The organism is Streptomyces swartbergensis, assembly GCF_002148965.1.
Lineage (GTDB): Bacteria > Actinomycetota > Actinomycetes > Streptomycetales > Streptomycetaceae > Streptomyces > Streptomyces swartbergensis.
In genome coordinates, this window is sequence record NZ_NGFN01000209.1 from 1 (window position 1) to 15,305 (window position 15,305).

Sequence of the window (15,305 nt, forward strand, 5' to 3'; positions counted from 1 at the left end):
GGGCCGGGACGCGGGGGGCGTCGGCACCGCGTGGGCCGGGTGCGGCGCCCCCCTTCGGTGGCTGGTCTCAGCCGGCCCGGCGGATGCGTTCGCCCGGCTGGTCCGCGCCGACCAGCCCGAGCTCGGCAGCCCGTGCGTGCAACTCGCTGCGGCCGGACACGCCGAAGGTGTCGTACAACCGGCGGATGCGCCGGTACATCGACCGTTCCGAGCAGTAGTTGCGCCGGGCGATCTCCGACACCGTCGCCGAGGAGCACAGCATCCGCAGCAGTTCGGCGTCGTAGGCGGCCGCGCCTCCCGCCTCCGCGCGGTGCGGAATCGTGGGTGACGCGGGGCGGGCCGGGCCAGGTTCCGCAGCCGCGGGCCGCTGCGCGGGGCCCTCCGGCAGGTAGCACAGCCGTGGCGGCGCGGAGGGCGCGCCGGGTGCGCGGTGGGCTCGCAACTGGGCGAGCAACAGGTCGGTCTGCCGCTCCTCCGTGATGGCGAGGTTGAAGACGGAGCTCGCCCCCGCCCGTATGGCGTCGTGGGTCAGGTGCCCCGAGACGTCGTCGGTGACCGCGATCAGCAGGGCCATGGCGTGCCGGGTGCGCAGGGCGCGCAGCCGGTCCGCCTGGAGTTCGCTGGACACCGGCATGAGGATGGGCAGCTGCGGCTCGCCGGGAGCGGCCAGCCGGGCGTCGTCGACGAAGTCGACACGGTCGAGACCGGCCAGCAGGAGACTGAGCGGAGTCTCCGGCGCCGACAGCAGAGCCTGCAGGCCGGCGTGTGCGAGGACGTGAAGACGATTTCGGACAATGAGCTGCGGCACAGCGTTGTTCCCCCGTAATTCGTCAATCTGCGTTTCGGGCAGAAGGCAGAGCGCCGCATCCTCGGAGCGGCGCTATGGGCGCCGGTGGTCAGCCGGCCACCCCACAGAGTCTCAGTGTCTTGGTCAGCAACGATCCGAGGCTGATCGGGTCGCCGTCGTCGCCCTTGGCGCGCAGTGGGCCGATGTCGCGGTAACCGGCGTCCCGGGCCCGGTCGTTGAGTGCGTAGGTGGTGCCGTCGGGGCTGGTGAAGAGGGCCTGGTTGTCCTTTTCGCACCGTGCGGTGCCGTGGTCGACGGTGAGCGGCCAGGTGTAGCCGAGGTTGCGCTCGCTGATGCGCTGGGTGGTGGAGGTCGGGCTGGGCAGCGGCTCGGGACGGGTGGTGCTCGGATGGGAGGTGCCGCTGCCGCCGCAGGCGGTGAGCAGGAACGGTACGGCAACACAGAGCGTGACGGTCAGCCCGGCTCTGGACCGGACGGCCGGGCCGGAGCGAGCGGTGCGGGGGAATGCGGAGTCGTGTTTCATGTACTGGCTACCTCGCTGGAACTCGCGGATGAACTCTCGGATGAGGCAGAGGGGTTGACGGAGCGGCCGGTGGCCTTGAGGAGGGCCGCGTAGCCGTCCTCCAGGGTGGGGGGCACGGGCCGGGCCCCGGTCGGGGCGGCGTCGGCGACGACCCGGTACTCGGGTCCCGCCGAGGTGGTGACCGCGCTGACCACCTCGGCGTCCGGCGGCGGTGCCGGGGCGTCGGCCGGCAGTACGTACGTGCAGCCGGCCGCGTGGCTGACGAGCGCGGCGGTGGTGTCGTGGAAGACGAGTCGCCCCGCGGTGAGCACGGCGACCTCCGGGCAGGTCTGGGCCACGTCGTCGAGGATGTGGGTGGACAGCAGCACGGTGCGCCCGCCGCCGAGCCCGGCCAGCAGCGCGCGGAACCGCATGCGCTCGTGAGGGTCCAGTCCGGCGGTCGGTTCGTCCACGATCAGCAGGGACGGGTCGCCGAGCAACGCCTGGGCGATGCCGACCCGCCGCCGCATGCCGCCGGAGAAGCCGGCCAGTCGTTCGCGCCCGACCTCCTCGAGGCCGACCTCGGCCAGCCGCGTCTCCACCTGCCGCCGGCGCTCCCGCTTGTCGTGCATTCCTTTCAGCACGGCGATGTAGTCGAGGAACTCCCGGGCCGTCAGGTCGGGGTACAGGGAGAGCTCCTGCGGCAGATAGCCCAGGGCCCGCTTGACCGCGGTCAGGCCCGCTGTGGTGGCCAGGTCCTGGCCCCCGATGACCACCCGGCCCGAGGTGGGCCGCAGCACCCCGGTCAGGATGCGCAACAACGTGGTCTTTCCGGCGCCGTTGGCGCCCAGCAGACCGACCGTGCCGCCCTCGATGTGCAGGTCGACCTGGTCCAGGGCACGCCGGCCACCCGAGTGGACCTTGGTCAGTCGTTCCGTCGTGATGTTCATCGGGTCAGGCTCCGTGTCGTCGAAGACGTGCGGTGAGGAGACAGAGGGCGTGGCACGCCGCGGCGGTCAGCACGACCAGGCCGAGGTTCAGCAGGGCGGACGTCGTGGTGACGTCCGGGCGCAGGGGGCCTGCCGCGTCGCGTGCCGCCCAGATGTCCGGGGCACCGGCCCAGGCGACCAGGGGGTAGCCACCGAGCGGTGACAGCACCGTTCCGGTGGGCGTGGGTACGGGGGAGAAGCGGGGCGGGAAGTTGGTCGCCCACAGCCACAGCACCACCGTGACGGCACGGGCGGCTGCCACCGGCATCAGCACACCGAGCAGCCCGGCCACGGCCGCGGCCAGGATCGCCGCCGGCAGGACGGCCGTGCCCAGTGCCGCCACGGCCGCGGCCAGCGGTCTGCCGGTGCCCGCGGTGAGCGACAGGAACGCCCCGTGGACCAGCAGCAGTGCGGCGACCGGCGCCAGCGCGGTGAGCAGCGGACCGATCAGGGTGCCCATGATGCGGGGCAGGCGGCCGCCGGGCGTGGCGGCCAGCAGCTCGGGCATGCCCCGGGCCTCCAGGTTGCGGCGCAGCCGGTCGGTCAGCGCCAGGGCCAGGCCGAGCGTGCAGAACGTGTTGACGAGCACCGCGGTGACACCGACCCGGGCCACGGGATCCGAAGCGCCGGTGACCACCGGGGAGGTGAGCGCGAGCAGCAGGGTGAGCGCGACCAGTGGCAGCACGGCGGCCCAGACGGCACGGCGCCTGGCCGCCATCAGCACCTCGTAGCGGATGCTCCACAGCAGCGCGGTCATACGGACTCCAGGATTCGGTACCGGCGTGCGGGCCCGGCTCTGTCGTGTTCCGTGTGCGGACACTCAACCCTCCTGGTGGTCCCTCGTCAGAACGCCCGACCGTTCCGCGTCTCCGAGAGCCTGCAGGGTGAGGGCGGTCAGGGCGAGGCCGGTCATGGAGGCGGGAAGCCCCTGCGGTGCGCCGTGCGGGGCGATCCGGTCGATCAGCAGCAGTTTGGCCAGGCACACCGCGGTCACCAGGCCGGCGCCGGCGCCGGCCGAGCCGGCCCGCACCGTGGCCCAGACCGCGCAGCCCGTCAGCAGCGCCGTCAGTCCGGCGAGTTCGGCGAGCAGGGCGGCGGTGGCGAAGGGCCGGTCGGCTGTGGTGAGCGCGGCGGCCAGAACGACCGCGGCGACGGCCGTCGCCCCGGCGGGCCAGCACAGACGGCGGGCCACCGTGCGCGGATAGCTGGTGGGCAGCGTCAGGTGCAGCTCGGCCATCGGTTCACGGGCGACCACGGACGCACAGGCCAGGGCCGTTGCGGCGGGCACCGCGGTGGTGATCAGCGCTCGGGCGAGCAGTCCCCCGCCCTCCGGGCCGGTGGCCGTCGCCGCCCAGGCCGCGACAGCGGCGAGGAGCGGCAGGGTCAGGGCACCACGCCCGCAGCGCCGGGCCTCGTGGAGCCAGGGACGCCAGGCGCCGGTGGGCATCACGTACTCCTCCCTGCAGCTCGGGGGCCGCCGCCTCTTCGCAGGGCCGGGGGAGTACCCGGCGAGAAGACGGCGGCCGATCTGTACGTAGCATCCGGACGGCGGGCGGTTCACGGGAGTTCCGGTCCGGTTCTCCCGTCGCGGTCGTCTCAGGACGTGTGTCCGGACGGGTAGCGGCGCATGGCCGCGGTGGCCCAGGCGAGCAGGAGGACCGACGCGGCCACGGTCCACGGTGTGGTGGACAGCACGTGTCCCAGCACGGTCTCCAACGGTGAGGACACCAGCCCCTGAGGCCCTGTCACGACGCCTGCCAGCCACAGGCTGCCACCTGCCACAGCTCCGACCGCCGGCGCGACCCGCACCGCCAGGGACAGGGCGAGCGACGAGGCCAGCAGCGCCTCGCCCAGCCAGTCGGCCACGACGGGCCACCACCCCGGCCCACCGACCAGCGCCGAGCACAGCACGGCCAGGGCCAGGTCGGCCCCGAGTACGACGGCCATCCGGGCGAGGAACACGGTGCCGGGAGGCAAGGGGAGCGTGAACTGCAGTTCGTGACGTGGATCCCGGCGCGGTGACGCCACGGCGAGCGCCGCCAGCAGCACCAGCAGCACGCACACGGCGCCGAACAGCCGGAGCCCGAGGCGTCCGTCGTTCAGCATGGGCGCCAGCACGGCGGCCGCGACCAGTCCGGCCGCGGTCAGCGGGGCCCACGCCCGGGGCAGCATCGCGGCCTCGGTCCGGGCGAGTTGCCAGGCCAGACGCCACGGGGCGGGGAACCGCGGCACCTCGGGCGCGGTGGCCGTGCCGGGGGGTGCGGCGGCCGGGACCGGCTGTGCGGCGTCCACCGGCGCCTGCCCGGCCACCCCGGCTGCCTCCGCGTGGTCGGCCGTCGCGGCAGCCAGTACCGGCCCGAGCAGCGTGTCGAAGGCCGGAACGGCCAGTGTGCGGGGGTCCTCCGCCTCGATCGCCGCCCGTCCGACGGCGCGCCAGTCCGCGAGCCGGGCACGGCAGCCGTCGCACTCGTCCACATGCCGCGTCCAGAGGGCTTGCCGCGGATCCTGTTCGCCGGGCGTGCCCCGCACCAGCCGGACCAGTTCCTCGTCCGCGAGGTGTTCACTCATCGTCGTCCTGTTCCTTCCAGCCGCGAGGCGGCGAGCATGCTGCCCAACCGCCTGCGCGCATGGGACATCCGGCTCTTGACGGTGCCCACCGGGATGCCGAGGACGGCCGCCACCTCCGGGTAGGCGAGTTCTTCCACGAGGACCAGCCCCAGCACTTCACGCAGGTGTTCGGGCAGCGCGCGTACGGCCTCCCGTAACGCGGTGCGCTCGGCGGCCACCATGACCTGTTCCTCCACCCCGGGACCCGGGTGCGGCACGTGCTCCGCTTCGGCGAGGTCGGTGAGCTGAGGGCGCGACCGGCGCAACTGGTTGTGCGCCTGGCGCCGCGCCACCCCCAGCAGCCAGCTGCGGACCGAGGCCTCCCCGCGGAAGCCGGCCGCGGACCGCCACACCGCGAGCCAGGCCTCCTGGAGGATCTCCTCCGCCACCGCCGGTTCGGAGGTGAGTCTGCGGATCAGGCGCAGCATGGCGGCCGCGTGCCGCTCGTACAGGGTCCGCAGGGCGGTCTGGTCACCACGGGCGGCGGCGGTCAGCAGGGCTTCGTCCGAACACACACGAAGTACGTAGCGCGTGGTGCTGTCATGGTTCACCTCGACAGCGAAAGTTTCGGCCACTCCCCGGTCGCTTCCCCCGGCCGCCCTGGGGGCTCTCCCGCGGCCGCCGTCGCGGGGGCGGCGCCCCGGCGTAACCACCGCTGCCACGGTACTGCCATTACTGCCAGCCCGGCCGCGAACCGTTGAGAGCCCGCCGCGGAACGTGGTTGCGTGCTCCCCGGATCGATCCGACGAACACATTTCCGGTTCTTCCGACGAAGGAGCCTGACATGGGCACGCACGGAATCGCACAGCACGACGAGGCCGACCTGTTCGACCTCGACCTGGAGATCGGCGTGGAGAAGTCGGTCGCCGGTCCGGCCATCACGTCCATCTCCTACTGCACGCCGGGCTGCACCAGCGACGGCGGCGGCTCCGGCTGCAGCCACTGCTGCTGAGGCTCCGCGCCCCGGAGGCCGGCCGGGACCCCTGGCCGGCCTCCGGGGCCTCGCTTCTCCATCCGAAACGGGCCCACGCGTGAGCCGGCCCGAACACCGAATGCCGGCCCGTCCACACAAGGGGGAAGATCTTGGGGGACACGTTGTTCCGCGCGGCGGACCTCTTCCTGCTCCGCGCACCCGCGGCCCAGGGCGCTGCACCGGGCCTGCCCCTCCCTGGGGACGGCACGCCGCCGGAGGATCCCGACGCCTGCGTGGCGCTGCTGGCCGCCGCCGCCGACCCCGTCCTGGACGAGGCACTCCTCCTCGCTTCACCGGCCCTCAGCGCCCTCGTGCGCCGTGTGGCCGGGCAGGGCGGCGCGGGTCTCACCGCGAGCCGGCTGCGCCGGGCCGCCCTGGCCGTGCTGCGCTACGACATCCGGATGCGGACCCGGCCCACCCCGTTCGGCCTCTTCGCGGGCGTGACGACGGGGGAGTTCGACTCGACGGCCAAGTCCGCGCGCGGCACCGGCCACCGCACCCGTACCCACGTCGACATGCAGTGGCTGACCAAGGTGACGCACCGTCTGGAGCAGGACCCGACGGTGCGGGGCGCGCTGGGCGTGCAGGCCCATCAGGCGCTGACGGTCCGTGGCGACCGGCTGGTCCTGACCGCCCCCTCGGCGCCGGGGACGGCGCCGGGAGCCGACGGAGAGGGTCACGCCACCGTGTCCGTACGCAACACCCCGGTGGTGGCGCAGGCCGTGCGGGAGTCCCGTGCGCCCGTGCCGTACCCGCGGCTCGTCGAACGGCTCCTCGCCGCCTTCCCGGGCGCCCCCGAGCAGCGCGTGCGGTCCCTGCTGGACGAGCTGCTCCGGCAGGAGATCCTGATCAGCTCGCTGCGGCCGCCGCTCGACGGCACAGACCCCCTGCGGCACGTGCTGAGCGTCCTGGACGCCGTACCGCAGGCGTCCCCGGCCGCCGAGCGGGTCCGCACCGTGCTGCACCGTCTCGACCGCGAACGCGCGGCGTACGACGCCCTGCCCCTGGGCGCGGGCCGCGAGCCGCTGCGGCGGATGCTCGACACCGCGCGGGACCTGGAGCAGGACGACACACCCCTGCACATCGACACCCGGCTCGACGCCGTCCTGCATCTGCCGTACGCCGTACGCGAGGAGATCGAGCGGGCGGCGGACGTGATGTACCGGCTGTCGAGGCCCAAACGCGGGCTGTTCGCGCTGCGCGACTACCACCGGCGCTTCCTCGACGTGTACGGGGCCGACCGCCTCGTGCCCGTCCTGGACCTCCTCGACCCGGCCACCGGGCTGGGCGCGCCGGCCGGTTACGGCTGGCCCAACAGCGAGGCCGCCCCGCAACCGCCGGACGACGTGCGCACCGCCCGACGCGACCGGGCCATGGCGCGGCTGGCCGCGACGGCGCTGCGCGAGCGGCGGCGCGAGATCCTGATCACCGATGCGGATCTGGCCGAGCTGGCCCACGACGAGCCCGAGCCGCAATCGGCCCAGAACTCCTGCGAGATCACGGTGCAGGTGGTGGCCGCCTCCACGGACGCGCTGACGGACGGCGAGTTCCTCGTGTTCCTGTCGCCCTCGCCGGGATCCCACCGCTCCGGTTCCACCTTCGCCCGCTTCGCCGACCAGGAACCGGGCTGGGGCCGCCCGTTCGCCGCTCTGCACCGGCAGTCACCGGTGCACGTCGAGGGTGCCGTCACGGCCGACCTGGCGTTCCGGACCAGGTCGGGCCGGGCGGCCAACCTCGCCCACACCGTCCCCGCGACCGGTCGGCGGATCTCCGTCGGTGTACCCGATGCGCCCGGAGTGGAGGAACTGCGCCTCGCCGACATCGGCGTCGGCGCCACCCTGGACCGGCTGACCGCCGTCCACCTGCCCACGGGCCGGGAGATCGTCCCCGTCCTCGGCAACATGGTCAGCGCCCCGGCGCAGGCACCCAACGCGGCCCGGCTGCTGTGGGAGATCGGCCTGGAGGGGCAGCGGCTGTGGGAGCCGTGGAACTGGGGGCCGCTCGCCCAGGCCCCGTGCGTGCCCAGGATCCGCTACGGCCGTTTCGTCCTGGCCGGCGCCGTGTGGCGGCTCGATGAGCTGCGGGCCCCCGCCGAGGCCGCCCGCACCAGCGGACGCGCCGGATGGGACCGGGCGGTCGCCGGCTGGCGCGAGCGGTGGGACGTACCGCGTCAGGTCCTCGCCGTCACCGCCGACCAGCGGCTCCTCCTCGACCTCGACCACGCCTGGCACCGGGAACTGCTGCGCGACCAGCTGCTGCGCAACCCCGACCTCATCGCCCAAGAGGTGCCGGGCGAGCACGACGGCCTGCTGGACAGCCCGCTCGCCGGGCACACGGCGGAAGTCGTCGTGCCGCTCGTCCGCCGCTCGGCCGGTCCCGCGTACCGCCCGTACGCGGGGCACCTGGCGGCGAGCCGTACCGTCCACGGGCTCGGCGGTGACTGGCTCCACCTCAAGATCCACGGTTCCGCACGCACCCAGGACGAACTGCTGCGCACCCATCTGCCCGACCTGGTCGGCCGGGCCCGCGAGCTGGGTGCCGACCGGTGGTTCTTCATCCGCTACACCGACGACGCCGGCCACCACCTGAGAGTGCGACTGCACGCCGATCGCCGCACGCTGTGGGGCCCGGTGGCCGCGGCCGTCGGCGAGGTCCTGGACGACTGGCAGCGGCGGGGCCTGGTGCGTTCCCACCTGGTGGCGCAGTACGACCCGGAGACCGAGCGGTACGGCGGCGCGGACGCGATCGAGGCCGCGGAGCAGGTCTTCCGGTACGACAGCGAGGCCGCCGTGGAGCTGCTGCGTGTCGCCCATGAGACCGGCCGCGGCGCAGCGTCCGGAGCCGGCCTCGACCGCGGTCCGCTGTCCGGCTGCCGGGTCGACGATCTCGCGGTGATCTCCTGCGCGGCCCTCGCCCACGCCTTCGGGCCGCCCGAGCCCGGGCACCCGCTGCTCAGCGAGGACTGCGGGGACGACGGCGCGGCCGCCTGGCTGTCCATGACCGGGTCGCGACGCGATCTGCCCGCCGCCTTCCGCGAACGCGCCGCCCACTGGCGCCGCCTGGTCGATCCGTACGGAGGCTGGCCGGAGCTGTCCGCCGACCCGCTGGGCGACCGTGTGCTCACCGCCCTGCGCGACCGGGACGCGGCCGTGCGCAGGCTCGGCCGGCTCGTCAGAGCGGCCGGCGAGACACCGGAAGGGCGGGTCGTGGGCAGCCTGATGCACATGGTGTGCAACCGGCTGCTGGGCGGATCCACCGCCCGGGAGATGACCGTGCTCGGCATCGCCAGGGGCGCCGTACAGGACCATCTCAACCGCCGGAGGCACCTGTCATGACTCCCACCGCCGGTACGCCGGACATCGCGTCAGCAACCCGGGCGGAACAGGCGGGCCGTGCCGTCACGCTGGTCGCCGAGCGGCTCGCCGACCCCGAGTCGGTCGCCGCCGTGGCGTCCCGGGACGACAACCGGGACCCCGTGTACGACGCGGTCATGTGGGGTCCCCTCACCCTCGCCAACGGCCTCCCCGGCACCGCCCTGCTGTACGGCGAACTGTCCCGTGAGGACCCCGCGTGGCGCACCGTGGCCCACCGGCACCTGTCCGCTGCCGGCCGGATGACGGGCGCCGCGCCCAGCCGGGGCCTCTTCTCCGGGCCGGCCGCCCTGCTGGCCGCCGCCCAGACCTGTGCCGGTGCCGACGGGCACTACGCCTCGCTGCGGCAGCGCCTGGCCGCGTGGGTCGCGAACGACCAGCTCGAACGGCTCGCGGCCTTCCGGGCGCGCGCCGCGCGGGGTGAACAAGGTGTCGACTGGGCTGCGTACGACCTGATCAACGGCCTGTCGGGAACGACACGGCTGCTGCTCGACGCGGTGGACGACCCGGCGGAACGCTCTTCGGAGGTGGCCCGGGCGCTGGACGAATCCCTGCGCCACCTGGTGGCGGTGACCGAGCCGGTCGAGGTGGCGGGCCCGGAGGGCATCCGCACCGTCCCCGGCTGGTGGGTGCCGGCCGCCCTGCAGGTGAGCGACCGGGACCGGCGGGACTACCCCCGGGGCGATTTCAACCTGGGCCTGGCGCACGGCATCGCCGGCCCGCTCACGGTGCTGGCGGCCGCCGCCGAACGCGGCCGGCAGGTGCCGGGCCTGACGGAGGCGGTCCACCGGGTCGCCGACTGGCTGCTGGGGTGGACGCTGCACGACGGCACCGGCCCTTACTGGCCGGCCCGGGCGGGCTGGGACGACGAGACCGCCGCCGAGCGGCCGCGGGCGCTGTTCACCCGGACCGCCTGGTGCTACGGCACGCCGGGAGTCGCCGCGGCCCTGCACCGCGCGGGCCGGATCCTCGGGAACCCGGAGTGGCGCGCCGCCGCGGTACGCGCCCTGCACGCGGCGCTGCGGCGCGACGAGACCCGCTGGGCGGTCGACGGCCCGACCGTCTGCCACGGCTACGCCGGCCTTCTGGCCGTGCTCTCCCGTGTCCGCGACGGCGAGCCCGACCCCGTGCTGGAGGCGGGCCGGGCCCGGTTGACCGGCATGATCCTGGACTGCCTCGACGAGGACGCCCCGTTCGGCTTCCGCCACCTGATGCGTTTCCCCGCCGCCGCACGTTCGCCCGTGCCGCATCGCGCGCTGGACGTCGCCGGCATGCTCGAGGGCGCCGCGGGCGTCGCCCTGGCCCTGTTGCCGGACAGCGCCGGGCCACTGCCCTGGGACCGCTGCCTGGGGCTGGCATGAACGGCACACGGCCCGGCACGGCGGGCGCACGGGACGGTCTGCGGGCCGCCGCGGAGGAGGAACGGGCAGGCATCGGGGAGGAACGGCACGTGCGTGTACGGGCGGACGACCTGGTGTGCCCGGCGACCGGCGCGGACACCCCCCGGCCGGGACCGTCCGGGGTGCCCGCCTACGAGGTGCGGGGACTGGTGGTCCGCTACGGGAAGGTCACCGCGGTCCACGGTGTCGACATCGCCTCCCCACCCGGCCGGATCACGGCGCTGCTCGGGCCGAACGGCGCCGGCAAGTCGAGCCTGATGCGGGTGCTGTCGACCGCGGCCCGCCCGGACGAGGGCAGCGTGCGGATCTTCGGGCACGACGTCCGCCGCTCCCCGACGTCCGCCCGCCGCGCCCTGGGCCTGGTCTTCCAGGAACGCACCCTCGACAAGGAACTGTCCGTGGAGCGGAACCTGTGGTTCCACGCCCGGTTGTTCGGGATGCGCCGCTCCGACGCCCGCGAACGCATCTCCCTGATGCTGGACCTGTTCGGGCTCACCGACCGTCGGCGGCAGCCCGTCGAGGAGCTGTCGGGCGGCCTCGCCCGGCGCGTGGAGATCGCCCGCGCCCTGCTGCACCGGCCCGGACTGCTGTTGCTCGACGAGCCGACCAACGGCCTGGACCCGAGTGCCCGCAGCGACGTGTGGACCGACCTGACCCGGCTGCGCGACGAGCTGGGCGTCGCGGTGCTGTACTCCACCCACTACATGGACGAGGCCGAGTACGCCGACGAGATCGTGATCCTGCGCGAGGGCCGGGTGGTCCGGCAGGGCAGCGCGGCCTTGCTCAAGAGCAGCCTGGACTCCTCGCGCATCGTGGTGACGAGCGCCGACGACGCACGCGCCGCCGCCCAGCTGCGCGCAGCCGGCTTCGACCCGCTCACCGGGCCGGACGGTCTCGCCGTGCACTGCTCCGATCCCGAGACGCGGATCGCCGACGTGGCACGAGCCCTGGAGGTGCCCGGGCTGACGCTCGCGGTGCGGCACCCGTCCATGAACGACGTCTACCTGGCCGCGGCCGAGGACAGGCAGGTGAGCACACCATGACCGCCGGCATCACCGCCGGGTACGCCGAATACGCCCCAGGCACGGGGGACGGCGCCCGGGAAACGTTCGCGGACCGCCTGTCCACCGGCCTGCGTGCCATCTCGGTCATCGCCCACCGGGACCTGCTGCGCCAGGCCAAGCGGCCCGGCATGTTGATCAGCCAGGCCGTGCAGATCGTGTTCTTCGTCCTCGTGTACGCCGTCGGCTTCGACGGCATGATCGGCTCGGTCGGCTCCGGGACCCCGTTCAGCGCCTATGTGTTCCCCGGCATCGTCGCCATCCAGGTCGTCTCGGTCGGTGTGGCCTCCGGGCAGACCTACGCCTGGGACCGGGAGTACGGCGTGCTGCGCGAACTGCTGGTCGCCCCGGTGCCCCGGATCTGTCTGCCGCTGGGCAAGGTCGCGGCGGGCGCCGGAATGGTCACCGTGCAGAGCGTGGTGATGCTCGCCTTCGCCCCCCTCGCCGGGGTACCGCTCACCCCGGCCCGCTTCGCCGCGGCGGCCGGCTGCCTGGCGCTCACCGCCGCGCTCTTCAGCGTCATCGGGCTGTGCCTGGCCACCCTCATCCAGCGGGTGCAGACACTGCAGTCGACCGTGCAGCTCGCGATGTTCCCGATGCTGTTCCTGTCGGGCTCGGTGTTCAGCCCGGAGCAGGTCCCGGGCTGGCTGTCCGCCGCCATGCACCTGAACCCGATGACGTACGCGGTGGACCTGGTCCGGCAGAGTCTCCTCGGCGGAGCGGGGATCCACCTCTGGCAGACCGACCTCGCCGCGCTGTGCGGTGTCCTGGCCCTGGCCCTGGCCCTGCTGCGGCTGCGGAGCGGCCGGTGAGCGCGCCGCCCGCCCGCGCCGACGGCCCCGGCACGGCCGGTCCCGGCGACTCGGCAGTACCGCTGCTGACGGGCGTGGTCCGCTGGCTGGAGGACCACCTCGCGTGGTTCGATCCGGACCAGTGGGAACGGCTGCTGCCGCGCCGGCCGTTCCGCCCCGGAGCGCTCCTGGAACTGCTCGGCTTCCTGCGTCTGCTGGACCGGGCCGGCCATCCGCGGGTGCCCGTTCCCGGGGCGCTGCGTGAGGGTGCGCTCTCGCTGGCCGAACGCGTGGTCGACGACCCCGGCTTCGCGACGTCGCTGCGCCGGGCCGACCCGTACTTCCCCTACCACCTCAACCTGGTCGCACTGCTCGGGATACTGGGCCGCCCCCGGCCCGCGCTGCGCGAGGACTGCCTGGCCCTGCTCGCCGTCGGCGCCGGCGGACACACCCGCCCCTACAAACCCGTCCTCAACCGCCTCGAACTGCGCTGGTTCCTCGACCGGGCCGGACTGCCGGCCCCGCCCGGCCTCCCCGGCACCGCCGTGCTCTACGCACAGAGCCTGCCCGGCCTGGGGCCCGATCCGCTCTCCCTGGACGACAGCGAGACCTATGCCTTCACCCACGCGCTGTTCTACGCCACCGACTTCGGGGCACACGCCCTGCCTCCCGGCGGGTCGGACGCCGGCTCGCTGCTCGAGGCGGTGCGCCTGCTGCTCGGCGTCAACCTGACGCGCTCTCACCTCGACCTCGTCGCGGAGCTGCTGCTGTGCGCGGATCTGCTGCGTCCGGCCCTGCCGCGGCACCGGGACGCGACGGGCGATGACCCCGTGGCGCGAGGCTGGGCCGCGCTGGCCGGTGCTCAGCGGCCCGACGGAGCCGTGCCCGGACCGGTGCACCGGCCGGAGAAGATGTCCGAACTGGCGGGGGAGAAGGCGGAAGCGTACCTGTTCGGCACCTGCTACCACACCACGCTGGCCGCGGGCCTGGCCGCGGCGGTACGACTGGGCCGTCGTCCCGGGGAAGGCCGCGTGGCCCCGTGGCCGGAACCCGACCGCGGAACACCGCAGGAGAGCGCACTCGACCCTGCCACGCCCCCGGACGCGGCCCCCGGCTCGGACGAGATCCGCCGCTGGGCCGCGACGGTCCGCGCCACGGCGGCCGGGGCCTCCGAACAGGAGCGGGCGGCCTGGTCCGCGCGGCTGGATCCGCTGCTGGTGCTGTGCGCCCAGCGCTACGACCGGCCCGCGCTGGACGCGGTCCTCGGCGCCGTACGGGCCCTCGGGCAGGGCGGCACGCCCCTGGCACAGTCGGTGAGCGCCCTGCTCTCGGCGGGCTGGTGTGCCCCCGCCCCGGGCGCCACCGGCCCCGCCCGTCGGGCCTGACCGGCCGTAGAAACCCGGCCACGGGCCCGGCATGGCCGATCACTGCCGGTTTGGTGCAGCGGGCGCTGAGCGGGCATGCGGATACCGGACTCGAACACGAGGAAGCGGAACGCTGCCGCGGTGGAGCCGTGTTGCGGAGCAGGGTCAGGCCGCGCATAGTTGCGGCTGCGGCAAGGCGGCGAAACCGGGGGTGGGACGGGCGATGGCCGGGCACGGGGCGGAAGAGCATCCACATGGTGCTGACCGACTGTGCGAAACCGGGGATCGTGTGTACTCCCGGGCCGTACGGCGGGGCCGCGTGCCGCGCCGGGACGCGGAACCGGTGCCCTGCCTGCTGGAACTCGCCCTGCTGCACCCGGACCCCGACGACATGGACTGGCTGGTGCCGACCTCCCCGCAGGAGGTCATGACGCGGCTGCTGCGCGGGATGTACGACGAGGTCAGCGCGAGCCAGCGGCGGGTGGGTTCGGCCGTGGCGGCGTTCGAGTGGTACGCCGGGCTGGGGCGTCAGGTGCAGCCGGCCCCGTCGGTGAGCGAGGGCTCGGCGATCCGGGTGCTGGACGGGCTGACCCGGATCCAGGCCGCGATGGACGAGGCGACCCAGGCGTGCACGACCGAGGTGCTCACGGTCCAGCCCGGCGGCATCCGGCGCGAGGCGGAACTCTCCGAGGGCCTGCACCGGGCGCTGGCGCTGCGCGGCCGTGGCGTGCGGATGCGGGACCTCTACACGCATGTCGCCCGGCACGGGCAGGGGTTGCTGACCTATCTGGAGCTGATGGGCGACGCGGTGGAGGCGCGCACCCTGGACGAGGTGATCGACCGGCTGATCCTCTTCGACCGCACGGTGGCCTTCATCCCCGCCAACACCGACCGCACGATGGCCCTGGAGCTACGGCACCCGGCGATCGTCGAGTACCTGGTCACGGTGTTCGAGCGGCTCTGGCGCCTGGCCATCCCGCTGACCGCCCCGCTCCCCGACACCGGCATCGAGGGAATCTCCCACCGCGAGCAGTCCATCGCCGCGCTGCTGGCGGAGGGACACCAGGACGCGGTGATCGCGGAACGGCTGGGGATAAGCGTGCGGACGTGCCGGGCGCACATCGCCCGGCTGTCGGAGACGCTGGGCGCGGCGAGCCGTACGCAGCTGGGTGTGCGGATCGCCCAGGTGGGACTGGACGGCCCCCCGCGGCCGGCAGCCTCCCCGACCCTCAGCGTTCCTGGTCAAGAATCCCGGACTGCCCGATGAGGTAGCCCAGTTGTGCCCTGCTCCGGCTGCCCAGCGTCGCCGCGAGCTTGGCGATGTGGACGCGGGCCGTGCGGATGTTCATGCCGAGACGGTCGGCGATGACGGCGTCGGTGTGGCCTTCGGTGAGGAGGGCCGCTATGGCGCGTTGGCGGGGGGTGATGCCGTTGCAGGA

General features: G+C 74.2%; 15 protein-coding genes. 7 read left to right on the forward strand and 8 right to left on the reverse strand.

Going from position 1 to position 15,305, the window contains the following annotated elements; genetic code table 11:
- Window positions 1-67: 67 nt before the first annotated feature.
- From CA983_RS27880 to CA983_RS27915, 7 genes are all read right to left on the reverse strand, one after another.
- Window positions 68-808 (reverse strand): helix-turn-helix transcriptional regulator, encoded by a 741-nt coding sequence (locus CA983_RS27880; RefSeq protein WP_086603594.1) that lies wholly within the window; start codon window positions 806-808, stop codon window positions 68-70.
- An 88-nt stretch (window positions 809-896) separates the two neighbouring features.
- Complete coding sequence (locus CA983_RS27885; protein ID WP_244207138.1) at window positions 897-1,331, reverse strand: DUF2511 domain-containing protein; 435 nt, start codon at window positions 1,329-1,331, stop codon at window positions 897-899.
- Window positions 1,328-2,260 carry an ATP-binding cassette domain-containing protein gene (locus CA983_RS27890; RefSeq protein ID WP_086603595.1) on the reverse strand — a complete coding sequence of 311 codons (933 nt, stop codon included), beginning with the start codon at window positions 2,258-2,260 and terminating at the stop codon, window positions 1,328-1,330. The genes CA983_RS27885 and CA983_RS27890 overlap by 4 nt, the downstream gene beginning before the upstream one ends.
- Before the next feature lie 4 nt (window positions 2,261-2,264).
- A complete protein-coding gene (locus tag CA983_RS27895; protein ID WP_086603596.1) occupies window positions 2,265-3,056 on the reverse strand; it encodes a hypothetical protein in 792 nt (263 codons plus the stop codon).
- 63 nt (window positions 3,057-3,119) lie between these two features.
- A complete protein-coding gene (locus CA983_RS27900) occupies window positions 3,120-3,746 on the reverse strand; it encodes a hypothetical protein (protein WP_086603597.1) in 627 nt (208 codons plus the stop codon).
- Window positions 3,747-3,895: 149 nt separating this feature from the next.
- Complete coding sequence (locus CA983_RS45305; RefSeq protein ID WP_107500290.1) at window positions 3,896-4,867, reverse strand: cupin domain-containing protein; 972 nt, start codon at window positions 4,865-4,867, stop codon at window positions 3,896-3,898.
- Window positions 4,864-5,421 (reverse strand): RNA polymerase sigma factor, encoded by a 558-nt coding sequence (locus tag CA983_RS27915; protein WP_086603606.1) that lies wholly within the window; start codon window positions 5,419-5,421, stop codon window positions 4,864-4,866. Before CA983_RS27915 ends, CA983_RS45305 begins: the two co-directional genes overlap by 4 nt.
- Window positions 5,422-5,690: 269 nt before the next feature.
- On the opposite strand from CA983_RS27915, the gene CA983_RS27920 reads away from it, so the two are divergent.
- From CA983_RS27920 to CA983_RS27950, 7 genes are all read left to right on the forward strand, one after another.
- A complete protein-coding gene (locus CA983_RS27920; protein ID WP_086603600.1) occupies window positions 5,691-5,858 on the forward strand; it encodes a gallidermin/nisin family lantibiotic in 168 nt (55 codons plus the stop codon).
- A gap of 131 nt (window positions 5,859-5,989) precedes the next feature.
- Window positions 5,990-9,214 carry a lantibiotic dehydratase gene (locus CA983_RS27925; RefSeq protein ID WP_244207139.1) on the forward strand — a complete coding sequence of 1,075 codons (3,225 nt, stop codon included), beginning with the start codon at window positions 5,990-5,992 and terminating at the stop codon, window positions 9,212-9,214.
- Entirely contained in the window at window positions 9,211-10,611 is a 1,401-nt protein-coding gene (locus CA983_RS27930; protein WP_086603602.1) for a lanthionine synthetase C family protein, read from the forward strand. Before CA983_RS27925 ends, CA983_RS27930 begins: the two co-directional genes overlap by 4 nt.
- The gene (locus CA983_RS27935) at window positions 10,608-11,693 is read left to right on the forward strand and encodes an ABC transporter ATP-binding protein (protein ID WP_143645573.1); all 1,086 of its coding nucleotides are present in this window, start codon (window positions 10,608-10,610) and stop codon (window positions 11,691-11,693) included. Before CA983_RS27930 ends, CA983_RS27935 begins: the two co-directional genes overlap by 4 nt.
- A complete protein-coding gene (locus CA983_RS27940; RefSeq protein WP_086603603.1) occupies window positions 11,690-12,523 on the forward strand; it encodes an ABC transporter permease in 834 nt (277 codons plus the stop codon). Before CA983_RS27935 ends, CA983_RS27940 begins: the two co-directional genes overlap by 4 nt.
- On the forward strand, window positions 12,520-13,887 hold the full coding sequence (locus CA983_RS27945) for a DUF6895 family protein (RefSeq protein WP_086603604.1): 1,368 nt from the start codon (window positions 12,520-12,522) through the stop codon (window positions 13,885-13,887). The genes CA983_RS27940 and CA983_RS27945 overlap by 4 nt, the downstream gene beginning before the upstream one ends.
- 202 nt (window positions 13,888-14,089) lie before the next feature.
- Window positions 14,090-15,133 (forward strand): helix-turn-helix transcriptional regulator, encoded by a 1,044-nt coding sequence (locus tag CA983_RS27950; protein WP_107500291.1) that lies wholly within the window; start codon window positions 14,090-14,092, stop codon window positions 15,131-15,133.
- On the opposite strand, the gene CA983_RS27955 is transcribed toward CA983_RS27950, so the two are convergent.
- The coding region (locus CA983_RS27955; RefSeq protein ID WP_143645574.1) for a helix-turn-helix domain-containing protein at window positions 15,096-15,305 on the reverse strand (210 nt) is incomplete at its 5' end. The genes CA983_RS27950 and CA983_RS27955 overlap by 38 nt on opposite strands.

Coding starts and splice junctions, on each gene's coding strand:
- CA983_RS27885 (WP_244207138.1), bottom strand. CDS start 1,331: ATGAAACACGACTCCGCATTCCCCCGCACCGCTCGCTCCGGCCCGGCC.
- CA983_RS27890 (WP_086603595.1), bottom strand. CDS start 2,260: ATGAACATCACGACGGAACGACTGACCAAGGTCCACTCGGGTGGCCGG.
- CA983_RS27895 (WP_086603596.1), bottom strand. CDS start 3,056: ATGACCGCGCTGCTGTGGAGCATCCGCTACGAGGTGCTGATGGCGGCC.
- CA983_RS27900 (WP_086603597.1), bottom strand. CDS start 3,746: ATGCCCACCGGCGCCTGGCGTCCCTGGCTCCACGAGGCCCGGCGCTGC.
- CA983_RS45305 (WP_107500290.1), bottom strand. CDS start 4,867: ATGAGTGAACACCTCGCGGACGAGGAACTGGTCCGGCTGGTGCGGGGC.
- CA983_RS27920 (WP_086603600.1), top strand. CDS start 5,691: ATGGGCACGCACGGAATCGCACAGCACGACGAGGCCGACCTGTTCGAC.
- CA983_RS27930 (WP_086603602.1), top strand. CDS start 9,211: ATGACTCCCACCGCCGGTACGCCGGACATCGCGTCAGCAACCCGGGCG.
- CA983_RS27935 (WP_143645573.1), top strand. CDS start 10,608: ATGAACGGCACACGGCCCGGCACGGCGGGCGCACGGGACGGTCTGCGG.
- CA983_RS27940 (WP_086603603.1), top strand. CDS start 11,690: ATGACCGCCGGCATCACCGCCGGGTACGCCGAATACGCCCCAGGCACG.
- CA983_RS27950 (WP_107500291.1), top strand. CDS start 14,090: ATGGCCGGGCACGGGGCGGAAGAGCATCCACATGGTGCTGACCGACTG.